Source organism: Slackia sp. CM382, from assembly GCF_000293015.1.
Lineage (GTDB): Bacteria > Actinomycetota > Coriobacteriia > Coriobacteriales > Eggerthellaceae > Slackia > Slackia exigua.
Map to the genome: position 1 here is coordinate 231,337 of NZ_ALNO01000016.1, position 13,045 is coordinate 244,381.

At 59.5% G+C, this 13,045-nt stretch carries 12 protein-coding genes and 2 tRNA genes; 4 read left to right on the forward strand and 10 right to left on the reverse strand.

The genetic code is table 11. From position 1 onward, the window contains the following. The first annotated feature begins 596 nt into the window (after window positions 1–596). The gene (gene dinB / locus HMPREF1155_RS06260; protein WP_009078410.1) at window positions 597–1,916 is read left to right on the forward strand and encodes a DNA polymerase IV; all 1,320 of its coding nucleotides are present in this window, start codon (window positions 597–599) and stop codon (window positions 1,914–1,916) included. 29 nt (window positions 1,917–1,945) lie between these two features. On the opposite strand, the gene HMPREF1155_RS06265 is transcribed toward dinB, so the two are convergent. Then, the gene (locus tag HMPREF1155_RS06265) at window positions 1,946–2,977 is read right to left on the reverse strand and encodes a glycosyltransferase family A protein (protein WP_039993499.1); all 1,032 of its coding nucleotides are present in this window, start codon (window positions 2,975–2,977) and stop codon (window positions 1,946–1,948) included. Between the two features lie 308 nt (window positions 2,978–3,285). On the opposite strand from HMPREF1155_RS06265, the gene pta reads away from it, so the two are divergent. Continuing rightward, window positions 3,286–4,278 carry a phosphate acetyltransferase gene (gene pta, locus HMPREF1155_RS06270; protein WP_009078754.1) on the forward strand — a complete coding sequence of 331 codons (993 nt, stop codon included), beginning with the start codon at window positions 3,286–3,288 and terminating at the stop codon, window positions 4,276–4,278. Window positions 4,279–4,282: 4 nt separating this feature from the next. Here the strand turns inward: pta and HMPREF1155_RS06275 are convergent, their stop codons facing one another. The 6 genes from HMPREF1155_RS06275 to rnd form a co-directional block, all read right to left on the reverse strand. Then, window positions 4,283–5,488 (reverse strand): acetate/propionate family kinase, encoded by a 1,206-nt coding sequence (locus HMPREF1155_RS06275; RefSeq protein ID WP_009078556.1) that lies wholly within the window; start codon window positions 5,486–5,488, stop codon window positions 4,283–4,285. Between the two features lie 3 nt (window positions 5,489–5,491). Further along, window positions 5,492–5,842: a histidine triad nucleotide-binding protein gene (locus HMPREF1155_RS06280; protein WP_006361407.1), complete on the reverse strand. Its 351-nt coding sequence runs from the start codon at window positions 5,840–5,842 to the stop codon at window positions 5,492–5,494. 65 nt (window positions 5,843–5,907) lie between these two features. Next, complete coding sequence (gene xseB, locus HMPREF1155_RS06285; protein WP_009078736.1) at window positions 5,908–6,159, reverse strand: exodeoxyribonuclease VII small subunit; 252 nt, start codon at window positions 6,157–6,159, stop codon at window positions 5,908–5,910. Window positions 6,160–6,238: 79 nt separating this feature from the next. Beyond that, complete coding sequence (gene xseA / locus HMPREF1155_RS06290) at window positions 6,239–7,669, reverse strand: exodeoxyribonuclease VII large subunit (RefSeq protein WP_009078665.1); 1,431 nt, start codon at window positions 7,667–7,669, stop codon at window positions 6,239–6,241. Window positions 7,670–7,676: 7 nt separating this feature from the next. Next, entirely contained in the window at window positions 7,677–8,375 is a 699-nt protein-coding gene (locus HMPREF1155_RS06295) for a zinc metallopeptidase (RefSeq protein WP_006361404.1), read from the reverse strand. A gap of 139 nt (window positions 8,376–8,514) precedes the next feature. Next, a complete protein-coding gene (gene rnd, locus HMPREF1155_RS06300) occupies window positions 8,515–9,714 on the reverse strand; it encodes a ribonuclease D (protein ID WP_155999176.1) in 1,200 nt (399 codons plus the stop codon). Between the two features lie 57 nt (window positions 9,715–9,771). Between rnd and HMPREF1155_RS06305 the strand changes: the two genes are divergently transcribed. Beyond that, window positions 9,772–10,677, forward strand: a complete 906-nt coding sequence (locus HMPREF1155_RS06305) for a diacylglycerol kinase family protein (RefSeq protein WP_009078571.1) — start codon at window positions 9,772–9,774, stop codon at window positions 10,675–10,677. An 18-nt stretch (window positions 10,678–10,695) separates the two neighbouring features. On the opposite strand, the gene HMPREF1155_RS06310 is transcribed toward HMPREF1155_RS06305, so the two are convergent. Next, window positions 10,696–11,505 carry a TerC family protein gene (locus HMPREF1155_RS06310; RefSeq protein ID WP_009078710.1) on the reverse strand — a complete coding sequence of 270 codons (810 nt, stop codon included), beginning with the start codon at window positions 11,503–11,505 and terminating at the stop codon, window positions 10,696–10,698. Between the two features lie 253 nt (window positions 11,506–11,758). Here HMPREF1155_RS06310 and HMPREF1155_RS06315 point away from each other — a divergent pair, with 253 nt between their 5' ends. Continuing rightward, window positions 11,759–12,538: a hypothetical protein gene (locus HMPREF1155_RS06315; protein ID WP_009078202.1), complete on the forward strand. Its 780-nt coding sequence runs from the start codon at window positions 11,759–11,761 to the stop codon at window positions 12,536–12,538. 187 nt (window positions 12,539–12,725) lie between these two features. Here the strand turns inward: HMPREF1155_RS06315 and HMPREF1155_RS06320 are convergent. Continuing rightward, window positions 12,726–12,801: transfer RNA gene (locus HMPREF1155_RS06320), tRNA-Gly, on the reverse strand. A gap of 5 nt (window positions 12,802–12,806) precedes the next feature. Beyond that, a tRNA-Cys gene (locus HMPREF1155_RS06325) sits at window positions 12,807–12,880 on the reverse strand. Between the last annotated feature and the right edge of the window lie 165 nt (window positions 12,881–13,045).

Below are 13,045 nucleotides of genomic sequence, written 5' to 3' on the forward strand. Positions count from 1 at the left end.
CTCTTTCTTAGGACCTTCTTTGTACGGCATTTTCTCAAGGAATCGTCTCGTGGCTGTCAGTGAGAATCTTCGCCCCAATGGGCATGCCGTGCGAGCATGCTCGATCATACGGTTTTTCGACAAGAAGTGCATTTTTCCATGCATATTCGTAGGATTTAACGGATGCTTCTTGAACAGCGCCTAATTCTAGTCGTTTGACCTGGTGTTTTATAAACGATCGATTCTAAGCCGTTTTAAGGGCCGCTTTTGTCTCTCCTTGACTCCTCATATGGCAAAAAACGCAGTTTTCGGTTCCATAGATAGCCGGAAATGCCGCTGCCATGCGTTCTCGTGTTTCTCGGTCGACCAGCAACTGCTAAGACCTTTGCATCATGGAATCGAGATTTCGAGCACGCGCGAATGCAGAACGACGAATACGCACTGTTCTGAATGCAATATCTCAACATCAAGATGTTCGTACAACATAGCAGCTGCAGCTGCCACGACATGTAAAGCAAGACAAACCCTCATGACTGAAAAGACGAAGAACCTGCTGTCGAACACAAGATCGAACGTGATAGAATACGAACAAATATTCGTATAGGGGAAGAGGCCTGGTGAAGCTTCCCACGAACATACCAGGTGAAACACCTTGGATAGGCAAAGCCATCTTGCTCGTGGATTTGGATGCGTTCTTCGCATCGGTCGAACAGCTCGACCATCCTGATTGGCGTGGGAAACCCGTTATCGTCGGCGGCGATGCGGACAAGCACGGCGTCGTTTCCACAGCCAGCTATGAGGCGCGTGTCTTCGGCGTTCATAGCGCCATGCCATCGTCTCGGGCGCGCACGCTTTGCCCGCAGGCCATCTGGACATCCGGTCATTTCGATCGCTATCGAGAGGTCTCGCGCGCGGTCATGGACATTCTGCGTGACGAAAGCCCCTATCTTCAACAGGTCAGTATCGACGAGGCGTTCTTGGATGTCACACCGACGCGCGTGAATACCGAGCATCCTGTCGCCATCGCTCGACGGATTCAAGAGCGTGTCGCCGATCTGGGCGTCACGTGCTCCATTGGGGTCGGCTCCAGCAAGACCATCGCGAAGATCGCGTCGGATTTCGATAAACCGAGCGGGATGACCATCATTTATCCAGGTCAAGAGATTGAATTTCTCTCCCCTCTTCCCATTCGCACGATGTCCGGCGTCGGTGAGCGCGCCGAAGAGGCTTTGAAGGCCCATGGCATCGACACGTTGGGCGACTTGGCGCATGCGCCCGATCGTCTTCTCGAGTCGATCTACGGCAAGAACGCTTCGATGATGCGCAATCGCTGCTTCGGACTCGACGCATCGCCCGTCTCGTCCAGCAACGAGGTTAAATCCGTATCGAGCGAAACCACTTTCGCCGTCGACCTTATATCCTATGACGATATACATAATGCGTGCGCGACCATGGCTGCAAAGGTCGGACGCCGTCTGCGCGCCAAGGAACTCAAAGGCCGCACGGTGTCGCTGAAACTGAGGTTCGCCGATCGATCCATTCGCAACGCCCAGGTCAAACTGCAGGTTCCGACGGACAATGAGCACGAAATCATGGTTCATGCCGCATCTCTGATCAAACGCGTGTGGAGCGCGCCTTCACGTGTGCGGCTCGTCGGCATCGGCGTATCGGATTTCAGGGAAGATGCTGCTCCTGTGCAGGAAGCGCTTTTCGATGCGGATTTAACCGATGCCGTTCAGGATAGCGACAACGACCGCGCCATGTCCTCGGCAGATCGCGGCGATGCGATCCTGCAACGGCATGCGCGCGAACTTGCGAGCGCGACGGATATCGTCAGAAACCGGTTCGGAGAGGCGGCGGTGTACTTCGGCCGAGATCTTCATGTGAAAGAGAATACGACCGGCACGGCTGCCAAGAACCCCGAAGATTACGCATGATCGATTGCCAGGCGCGCCCGCTTGGCCTCTTAGTTGAACTTGAAGATCCTGCGTGCGACGGCATATCCGGCAAGCCCTACGCGGCGTCCTGCTTCGCCGGGAAGGTTCAGGGCCGCGTTGATGAGCGAATGCCTGATCTTCGGTGCGAGCTGCGGTCGACGGATGGCAAGATACTTCCAGAGCGATTCGAGGGCCGCATCGTTCTCAGGCGTGCGGTGCATGCGCAGGAATACCGAGCTGATGGCCATCATCATGGAAAGGTAGGTGCGCATATACCGGCGCAGTTTCTCGGAAGGCACGTCCGCATCCAGATCGACCGCATCGATCATCGCGCGAGTCACACGCACCTGCTGGTCGCGGCGTGAGTACATGACATCCTGGTTGACGCTCTGGTCCTCGCGGCCGATAAAGTACCGATACAGATCGGCATCCAGATAGTACATCGTCTTCACATGAGGCAGAGGCACGTAGACGAAGATGTTATCGACGTAGAACGTGTGCTTCGGCAGTTTCAGCCCGCAATCGCGCAGAAGCTGCGCGCGATAGATGACCGAATGCATGAGCAGGTATTGGGACTGGCGGAAACCCTTGGTGTCCTCCCACCCGAATTGCCTTTCCGTCGGGAACACGTTGCGATAACGCATCGTGGTATGCGTGCCCTCGTGAACCTTCTCGTATACGTAGTTCGCTATGACGAGGTCGGTCGGCTCGGATACGCCGATCTGCGAACGCACGTAATCGAGCACCTTTTCGAGCGAATCGCGATCGAGCCAGTCATCCGAATCCACGACCTTGAAATACAGTCCTGTCGCGTTCGCGAGGCCGGTGTTGACCGCTTCGCCGTGCCCTCCGTTCGGCTGATGAACCGCTTTGATGACCGATGGATGGCGTTTTTGCCACTCGTCGGCGCGCACCGCGGTGTCGTCTTTGGTCGAACCGTCGTCGACGATGATGACTTCGATGTCATCGCGCTCGTCGACGCAGGCCATGATCGACTCGATGCAGGTATCCATGTAGGCGGCCGAGTTATAGCACGGAATGGCGAATGAAATGGCTTTCACGATGCTCCTGTCGAATACGTTGGTATGCAGCCGCGATCGTCGCGCAGAGCGTTTCTGGTGCGGCGCGCGCAACGGCGACCGATACGAGTCGGTGCAGCTTGTGCGCATGCGGTATCCATTATTGCCATTCCGGCCTTTCGATGCAATTTCGCGATGTCAACAGATGCCGCATTCCATCTATATTTCGCCCGCACGACATCCGGTGCTTGCGCAGCACGACGCATCTCTGCAAGAATCGTCGTATCAGCGCGTGAAGCCGAAACGTCTTCGGTTTTGCGACGAAGATCTTCGCCTCGAAAGGATCCTGCATGTCAACGTTTATGAGCGATGTATATTCCCAGGCCAAAAAGCAGAAGACTACGATCGTGCTTCCCGAAGGAGAAGACGAGCGCACGCTCGTCGCGGCCGAACGCATCCTTGCCGAGGGGATCGCCGACCTGATCATCATCGGGAATCAGCAGGCCATCGCATCGTCGGGATACGACTTGAGCGGCGCGACCGTCATCGACAACACGACCGACCCGTTGCGCGCCGAGCTTGCCGAAGCGCTCTTCGAAATCCGAAAAGCGAAGGGCATGACGATCGAGCAGGCCGATGCGCTGATGGACGATGTGACGTATTTCGGCACGATGCTGCTTAAGACCGGCCGCGCCCAAGGGCTTGTGAGCGGTGCATGCCATCCGACCAAAGACGTTCTCTCCCCCGCCCTGCGCGTCATCAAAACGAAACCCGGCACCAAGGTCGTAAGCTCGTTTTTCATCATGGAGGTTCCGAACGAAGCCTACGGCGACGACGGCCTGATGCTGTTCAGCGACTGTGCGGTCTGCATCCAGCCGAATGCCGAGGAGCTTTCCGAAATCGCCGTCGCATCCGCCCGATCCTTCAAGGATCTCACAGGAGCCGAACCGCGCGTCGCCATGCTCTCGCATGCCACCAAAGGCAGCGTCATCGACGATGATGCTGCGAAGGTCGTCGAAGCGACCCGCCTTGCTCGCGAGAAGGCGCCGGGATTCCTGATCGACGGCGAGCTTCAAGCCGATGCCGCGATCGTGCAGAGCGTCGGCGCTTCAAAGGCGCCGGATTCCAGCGTCGCTGGCTGCGCGAACGTCCTCGTCTTCCCCGACCTCGATGCCGCCAATATCGGTTACAAGCTGGTTCAGCGTCTTGCAGGCGCCAATGCCTTCGGCCCTATCACGCAGGGGCTCAATGCGCCGATGAATGATTTGTCCCGCGGCTGCTCGGCCGAAGACATCGTTGCCGTCGTCGCCATCACGGCCGTTCAGGCTCAAGGGATCGTATAGGTTCTTACGGAAGCCTCGAAACGATGTCGTAGGTATCCTGGGCGATCATGAACTCTTCGTTCGTCGGGATGACGATGATCTTGACCGGAGACTCGTCGCGGGAGATGAAACGTTCTTTGCCGTTGTGCCTGAGACGGTTCTTCTCCTGATCGAGCACGATACCTAAAGGCTGGAGGCCTGCGAAGATGAGGCGGCGGATGCGCTCGGCATTCTCGCCGACGCCTGCTGTAAGGACGATGGCATCGACACCGGCCATCTCGACGATGTACTGCCCCAGGTATTTCCTGATCGAATGCGCATACATGTCGTAGGCGAGCACGGCGCGCTCGTTGCCGGACATGGCCGCGTCGGTCACGTCGCGCACGTCGTTGCTGATGCCCGACACGCCCAGAAGCCCTGACTTCTTGTTCATGATGTCGTTGACTTCGGCGGCGCTCAGGTTCTCGTTCTCGATGAGATACGGGATGATGGCAGGATCGATGGAGCCGCAGCGCGTTCCCATCATGAGGCCGTCGAGGGGCGTGAACCCCATCGAGGTATCGACTGCGATGCCGTGGTCGACTGCCGAGATGGAGCATCCGTTGCCGAGATGGCAGGTGACGATCTTCAGGTCTTCTATGGGACGCCCGAGCAGCGCGGCGCACCGATGCGCGATATAGCGGTGCGAGGTGCCGTGGGCCCCGTACTTGCGGATGCGATGCGCGCGGCAGAGCTCGTAGGGCAGCGGATACATGTATGCCGACGGCGGAAGCGTCTGGAAGAACGCCGTATCGAACACCGCCGTCTGCGGCATGCCGGGAGCAAACTTCTGACAGACTTCGATGCACGCGAGCGCCGGCGGATTGTGCAGGGGCGCCAAGGGCGACAGACGTGCGATCTTATCGATGACGTCCTGGTTGATGAGGACCGATTCATCGAAGAAGTCGCCGCCATGCACGATGCGATGGCCGATGGCATCAATTTGATCGATCGACGTGATCGTCGATCGATCGGAATGAGTGAGCGCATCGAAGACGACGCGCAGCGCCTCTTCGTGATCGGCCATGAACTGATGGAAGATACGCTCGTCCTTGTCGGCGCCGTGTTTGATATAGGAATTCTTGCTGCCGACGCGCTCGCAGAGGCCTTTTGCAAGCATCGTCTGCGTGTCGGTTTCGATGAGCTGGTACTTCAGGGACGAAGAACCGGCATTCAATACGAGGATCTTCACTGTCTACCCTATTTTCTTCGGTGACCCGTCATTCATGGCTTCGCCGCCAAGCACGTGGACATGCAGATGATGAACCGACTGCATGGCGTCTTCGCCCGCATTGGAGACGATGCGAAAACCGCTTGCATCGATGCCCTTGAGCTTCGCGACCTTCCGCGCGGCGGCGAAGACTTTGCCCAGGATTTCCTCGGGCACGTCGTCATTCAGGCTGTCGTAATGCTCCTTCGGGATAATCAGGGTATGGACCGGCATCATCGGCGAGATATCGTCGAACGCGTAGACGTCATCGTCTTCATATACTTTGTTCGAAGGAATGTCTCCCGCAGCTATCTTGCAAAACAGGCAGTCGTCCATGCTGCGTCCCCTTTGCTTCACGAATGCGACCGAATACGCGCAGTGTACTTGAAAATGACGGACGCCTACGAAAGCGTGGTGTCAGTGGTAGCGTCGTCGGCGCTAGCGTCCAACTGCCCCATGAGCACCTCGACCTTCTGTTGGGCTTCATCGAGGCGGGATTTCAGCGAAGCCAGCAGGCCGACGCCCCGTTCATACTGTTTCAGGCTGTCTTCGAGCTCGAGACCGTTGCCTTCGAGGCTCGCAACGACTTGGTCGAGTTCGGCCATAGCCTCGCGAAACGAAAGCTCGTCGATGTTCTTGCGGGTATCTTCCATGATCCATTCCTTTCTTGAGCCGAACGCGCGGGGTGCGCGCATCGTAAAACGCATATGCGCAGAACGCGATTGAAAAACGTCAAGACCCTCTTCGTTCTTGGGAAACCGATTCGACCGAACAGTCCAGCACGCCATCCGAGACGCGGACCTTGATCGCAGAACCCACGAGGCCGGCATCCGCATGCTTCACGACGTGTCCGTCCTTATCGGTCGCCATGGCGTAACCCCGCGACAGAATGGAGAGCGGCGAGAGATCGTGCAGATGCCCGGCGCGCAACGCCAGGTCGTGCCGCGCCGCAGACGTCAGCGTTGCGCCGATGGCACGCATGCGCTCGGTCGCGGATCCGAATGCGGAGGCTTCACGGTCGAGGATCCGTTTTCCGGAGGCGTTCAAACGAGTCTGCATGCTTTCGAGCCGGGTCCGTCGTGCGTCGAAGGATACCGATCGACGCAGGCGGCCCTCATAGGCGTCGAGCGACGTTCTGTTGCGCGCAAGCGATTCGGGCAGGGCTCGATGCAGGCGATCGGATGCCATATCGAGCCGCATGAGGTCTTCCGCGATCAAAGCAGCCGAGTCGCGGAAGACGGGGCGTCCTGCGACGGCATCCAAACGGATGCGCGTGCGCTCGAGACGATGGCCCAGGGGACCGGACAGGCGTTCGGCGTAGGATGCGAACAACGCGTTCATCTGTTCCGGAGACGGCGAGACCGCCTCGGCCGCCGCCGTAGGCGTGGAAGCGCGGTGGTCGGACACCATGTCGGCGATCGTCGTGTCGGGTTCGTGCCCGATGCCCGTGACCACGGGAACGGGCGACGCGGCCACCGCGCGTGCGAGCGCCTCGTCGTTGAACGGCATGAGGTCCTCGAAGCTGCCGCCTCCGCGCACGAGCAGGATGACATCGCATCCTTCCAGCGCACAGGTCGCAAGCGCGCGCACCATGCCTTCGGCCGCCGTCTTGCCTTCGACAGGCACGCCTGCGACCGACACCGTTGCAAGGGGGAACCTGCGTCTCAGCGTGCGCAGGACGTCGCGCACCGCATCGCCTCGCGGCGAGGTGACGACGCACACCTTTTCGGGAAATCGCGGAACGGGACGCTTGCGCGCGTCATCCATGAGGCCTTCGGAGCGAAGCGCACGTGCGAGCGCGTCGACCTTCTGACGGAGGTTTCCCTCCCCCGCGATTTTGAACGACGATGCTTTGAAGCTCATGCGTCCCTTGGGGGCATAGATATCGAATTGACCGGCGACCTCGATCTTCATGCCGACGCGAAGCCCCGAGGTCCGCTCGTATATGGTATTCCACATCATGCAGGGCAGCGAAGACTTCTGATCCTTGATGGTGAAGTACACGGCGCTGTAGCCGCGCTTGGCGTTCACTTCCGAGACTTCGCCCAGGATGGCCAAGGGGAAGCCCGAAAGGTATCCGTTCATGCGGGCGATGGCTTCGGTGACCCCGAAAGGCTTGCGGCCCTCGCCTGCGAGCACGTCCTCTGCATATCGATACGCCATGGCGCGCCTAGTTGTCGCGAACGGAAAGGAGCATGTACAGGAACTGAATGAGGGCCGTGAGCGCTGCGGCGACGTACGTAAGCGCGCACGCGCGCAGAACCTGCGAACATGCTGCAAGCTCGCCCTGGTTCATGCCGCAATCGCGCAGATACGCAAGTCCGCGCCGCGATGCGTCGAATTCGACGGGAAGCGTGATCAGATGGAACAGAAGCACGGCCGCGAACATAACGATGCCGAGCTTGATGAAGAACGCGCCGAGGGCGCTTGCGGCGCCGAAGAAGATGCCCATGAAGAACACGATGATCCAGCCGTTGGACGCGAGCGATGCGATCGGAGCGAATGCGCTGCGTACGCTCATGAACCAATACCCCTCGGCGTATTGGCAGGCATGGCCGACCTCGTGCACGGCCGTCGCGACGGCCGTCAGGCTGGTCTGGCCGAAGGTCTCGGTGCCGAGCGTGACGGAGTTGTTGCGCGGATCGAAGTGATCCTGGTTAGGCCCTCCCTGATAGACGGGAATGGCGCCGATGCCCTTGTCGTGCGCCATGCGGCGCGCCATGTCGACGCCTGTGACGCCCCAGGAGCTCTGGATTCTGCTTTTACCTTTGAGCTGGGACGACACATATGCCTGCGCTCCCCCGCCGATGATAAGCGTCAGGACCATGACCGCGATGTACAGGCCGAAAGAACCGCCGGAGAAAGGCATGCGTGCTCCTTAAAATCGTACTTACGTTCGTTTTTCATGCATTATACGGTACAGGGCCGACGCCGCGAAGCCTTACGTTACGCCGTAATGAATTCGTATCCAAAAAACGACGTCGCGTGCGCGATCGCATGCGAAAGCCCTAAACAGCGGCCGAAAGCTCCGTCGGGTCCTTCGGCTTTCCGCTTCTAAGCCGACGCTTGGACACGCGCAGCTGACCGTCTTTGATCGTCAGCGTGAATTTTCCCGCCATGAGCTTGAGCACGTCTTTTCCCGCGATGGCGCGCCGCCATCCTTTCAGGAGGTCGCAGTCATCCGTATGTCCGCGCGCGATGCGCGCGAGCTCGGCGTTCGAGGTGATCGCGGAAAAAGCGATGGAATTCTCCCGTGCGCGCTGATGGACGAGCGCCGCGAGGAGCGCGGTCTGCGCGTCGACGTTCTGCTCGCCGCGAGGCGCGCGTGCGAGCGACGGGCATTCGTCGTCGGGCGTTTCGAGTCCTTTTTTGCACGCGGCGAGCACGTCGCGCGCCTCTTTCGTGGACAGCGCCGACGCAACGCCCCTGACCATGAACATATCGTCGATCGACCGAGGCTCGCGACGGCACATCTCCACGATCTGCACGTCGGAAAGCACGGCCTTGCGCGGGATGTTTCGTTCCATGGCCTTACGTTCGCGCCATGCGGCGACATGCTTCGCGCAGGCGAGCTGGCGGCCGCTGAGCTGATTGACGTTCTTCAGGTGCCGCCAGCGGTTTTCCGGATCGACCCGATACCGCGAAGGATCGACGAGCTCCGCGAAGTCGTGCTCGAGCCAGCTCGCGCGTCCGAGCGCTTCGAGGCGCTCCGTGAGCTGACGATAGATGCGCGGCAAGTAGACGACGTCTTCGAGCGCGTAATTGATCTGCGAGGAAGACAAAGGGCGTCGCGCCCAGTCGGTGAAGGAGTCGGCCTTCTTCAGGCGTACGCCGCATTCGTTCAGAACGAGCGTCCCATAACCGACCTGAACCGTCTGTCCGAGCAGGGCTGCGGCGACTTGGGTGTCGAAGATGGGATCGGGCATGACGTCGAGTTCGTGGAACAGGATGTCCAGGTCCTGGGTCGCCGCGTGGAACACCTTGACCACGGACGTATCGACCATCAGATCGCGCAGCGGAGAGAGGTCGCGCACCTTGAGGGGATCGACCACGACCGACCGTTCGTCGGTTCCGAGCTGAATCAGGCAGAGCTTGGCCCAGTAGCAGCGCTCGCGCAGGAATTCGGTATCGATCGCCACGACGTCGCAGGTGCGCGCAAACGCGACGAATTCCTCCAGTTGCTTCGTATCGGTGATGTACAACGGCATGTCCTTCGGTGTCGGCGCCTCGATGTAGTACGATTGCTCAAACGGAAACGAGGCCTTATGAAAATCCTTATTATAAATAATCTCGCTTCGGGACAGTATGATACCGCCATCTACGACTTCATCCGCTCGGCCGCGCGCGACGGCGATGAAATCTGCCTGCGCAACACCGACGGGACCACGCCCATCTCGGCGCTCGTCGAAGACGCCCGTACGTTCGATCGCGTCGTCGCTGCAGGCGGCGACGGGACCGTGGCCTGCGTCATGTACGCTCTGCGGTACTCGGGCATCCCGGTGCTTCCCTTCCCCTCCGGAACGGCCAACCTGCTTTCGATGAACCTCCAGAATCCCGAAGAGCCCCATGCGCTCGCGGCATTGCTGCGCGACGGCCGCATCCTCGACTTCGACATGGGCGAGATATCGACCGAGAGCGACAGTCGCGGATTCGCCATCATGGCCGGCTCGGGCTACGACGCGACGCTCATGGCGACGGCCGCGCCCGGCAAGCATGCGCTCGGCAGCATGGCGTATTTTCTGGCCGCAAGCGTGAATCTGCTTCCGCAGCGCTCCGACATCAAGCTCACGATCGACGGCGTGTCGTACGAGACCAAGGGCATCGGCATCGTGCTCGTCAATTTCTCGAAGATCACCGCGGAGCTTTCCATCACACATGTCAACCAGCCGCGCGACGGCATGCTCGACGTCGTGGTGCTGAAGGCGAAATCGGCCTTCGATCTTCTGCCGTCCATCTTCGCCGCGCTGCTCGACGTCGACGGCAAGTTTCCCGACCGAGGAGATGCGCTCGATATCTACTCGGGCAGGGAGATCACCGTGGAAGCCGATCCCGCCTTCCTTATCGAGCACGACGGCGAGCCGACCGAGCTTTCGACGCCCTACACGGTGCGCGTGCTGCCTGCCGCGTCGCGGCTCGTCGTGTCCGACGACGCGGTCAAGCTCTTCGAATAGGACGGCGTCGAGCCTCGGCTAGGATGCATCATCCTCCTTCGGATGCTCGACCCTGAAGTCCGCTATGCGCCTGTTGTACGACATCTGGATCAACTCAAGCACGAAGGCGAAGACCATCGCGAAATACACCATGAGCTTTTCGGCGTGCATGTCGAAGACCTCGAAGCCCGAGTTGATGCCCAGCCCGTCGAGCACGAGCAGGATGCCGATGACCGTGATGAATGTGAGCGCGAGGATCTTCATCTCCGGATGGGAGTTGATGAAATCCGAGATGAAATCGATGAAGACGATCATGAGAACGATAGCGAACAGCACCGCGATGACCATGATGATCAGGTGGTTCGCAAGCCCGACCGCGGTGATGACCGAGTCTATCGAGAACACGAGGTCCATGACGACGATGGTTCCGACCGCCTGAGGAAGCGAGATCAGACGCGCATCCTTATGCTCTTCCGAATGTTCGGCCTTAAGCTCGGTCAAGGCGAGCATGTCGCGCACTTCGTCGATGCCCTTGTAGATCAGATACGCGCCGCCGCAGAAGAGCACGAGGTCGCGCACCGAGACGCCGTGTGTATAGAAGCCGAGGTCGATCGTGAAGAGCGGCGTGGCAAGATGCACCAGAAACGATGCGAAGCAGAGAAAGGCCGCACGTCCGAAGAAAGCGCCGACAAGGCCCAGGATACGTCCGATATGCTGCTTGCCGTGAGGAAGGCGGTCGGTGGTGATGGCGATGAAGACGAGGTTGTCCACGCCGAGCACGATTTCGAGGAAGATGAGGGTGACGAGGCTGATCCACGCTTCGGGCGTGGCGAAGATCGAAAGATCCATGCGGCTCCTTTGCATAAGAGCCGAAGCGCAAATGGGGGCTCCGGCACAACTGACATGCGGCTGTGCCATGAGTCTCGTTATTTCAGACACGCCAGGCGCGAATGCGCCGAGGCTGTTGACGTGTCGCATCGCAGGCTGAAGCGAAGCCGGATGCCAACTACTCCCCCAAGGCATGGCGCATCGTAGCATACCGGGGCGAATGAAGCGCTTTGGTATAATGAACCGTCTCATAATTGTCACAGAGGAGCATACGATGGCTTCAACATGGAGATCGGGTTCGCACGATTCCGAGGCGCAGGAACCCGCACGGATCAACTACCTGGACGGTTCGGTTCTTCTGCGCGATATCCGCATCCCCAACAGCGTATACGTCGTCACGCTCGTCGTCTCCCTCGTCGCTGCCGTGATCGGCGGGTCCTTCCTGCTGAAGACCTCCGATTCCATCCTGCATGCCGACGAGCGCAAGGCCGAGGCCATCCATGCGAACCTCACGCGCGACGTGAGCCTCGAGCTTCCTTCCGCATCCACGCTCGCGGATTCCGATATCGACGCCGCGAACGAGTATTTCGCCGATTCGGGCTATCAGACCATCGACCTTTCGAACGACGAGCAGGCGCGCATCGTAAAGATTCCGAGCGATGCCTCGACCGTCGACGCGAAGGTGGCCTTCGCGGCGGGCATCGACAAGATGAACGGCGAGACCGCATCGAAGTACCTGCCTGGCACCTGGATATACTCGTCTTCGTATTCCGGCTTCGACAAGCGCCTGCGTTACTGCGATTTCGTCTCGCCCGATGCGACGGCGGCCGTGCAGGCGGCGATGGACGCGCAGGGGTGGATCGATGGCGAGACCGTCACGGTGACCGACGAAGGCCAGGATTCGGTCGGCAACATCTATCAGGAAGGCACCTTCGAGACCGATCGCGGCGATTACTCCTGGCGCATCTCCGCCTGCCCTCTCAGCGCTGTCTACAGCATTTCCGGACTGCCTGCGAACGTGTCGTACGTAGGCATTCACATGATGCAGGCGTAAAGAAGCAAGAGGCGCTCTTTTCTGCCAGCGTATCGAGCGTTCTCCGGACGTAAGACGCCGTAAGACGCCTGCTGAAACGCAGCAAGGATCTCATCTTGGCGGCATTCGCGCATTGAAGCGCGTCTGTCGGAACATGAAGCAGATACGAGGAAGGCCCCGCATGAAAGCGGGGCCTTCCTTTGGTTTCTGGAGCGGACAACGGGGTTCGAACCCGCGACCCCCACCTTGGCAAGGTGGTGCTCTACCAGCTGAGCCATGTCCGCGAAGATGGAGGCGAGAACCGGATTCGAACCGGTGATGAGGGCTTTGCAGGCCCCTGCCTTACCACTTGGCCATCTCGCCATCCATGCGCGCGACCGAAAGCCGCGCAGGAGAGAATAATACCGAAGCCCCATTCGGGGTGCAAGCTTTTATTTGCTGCCGCTTCCGCAACCACATCGTTATGCGCAGGCGCACGCTGGAGATTGAAGCGAATCCTTATGCGATCCGATTCGCGAACGCATTCTA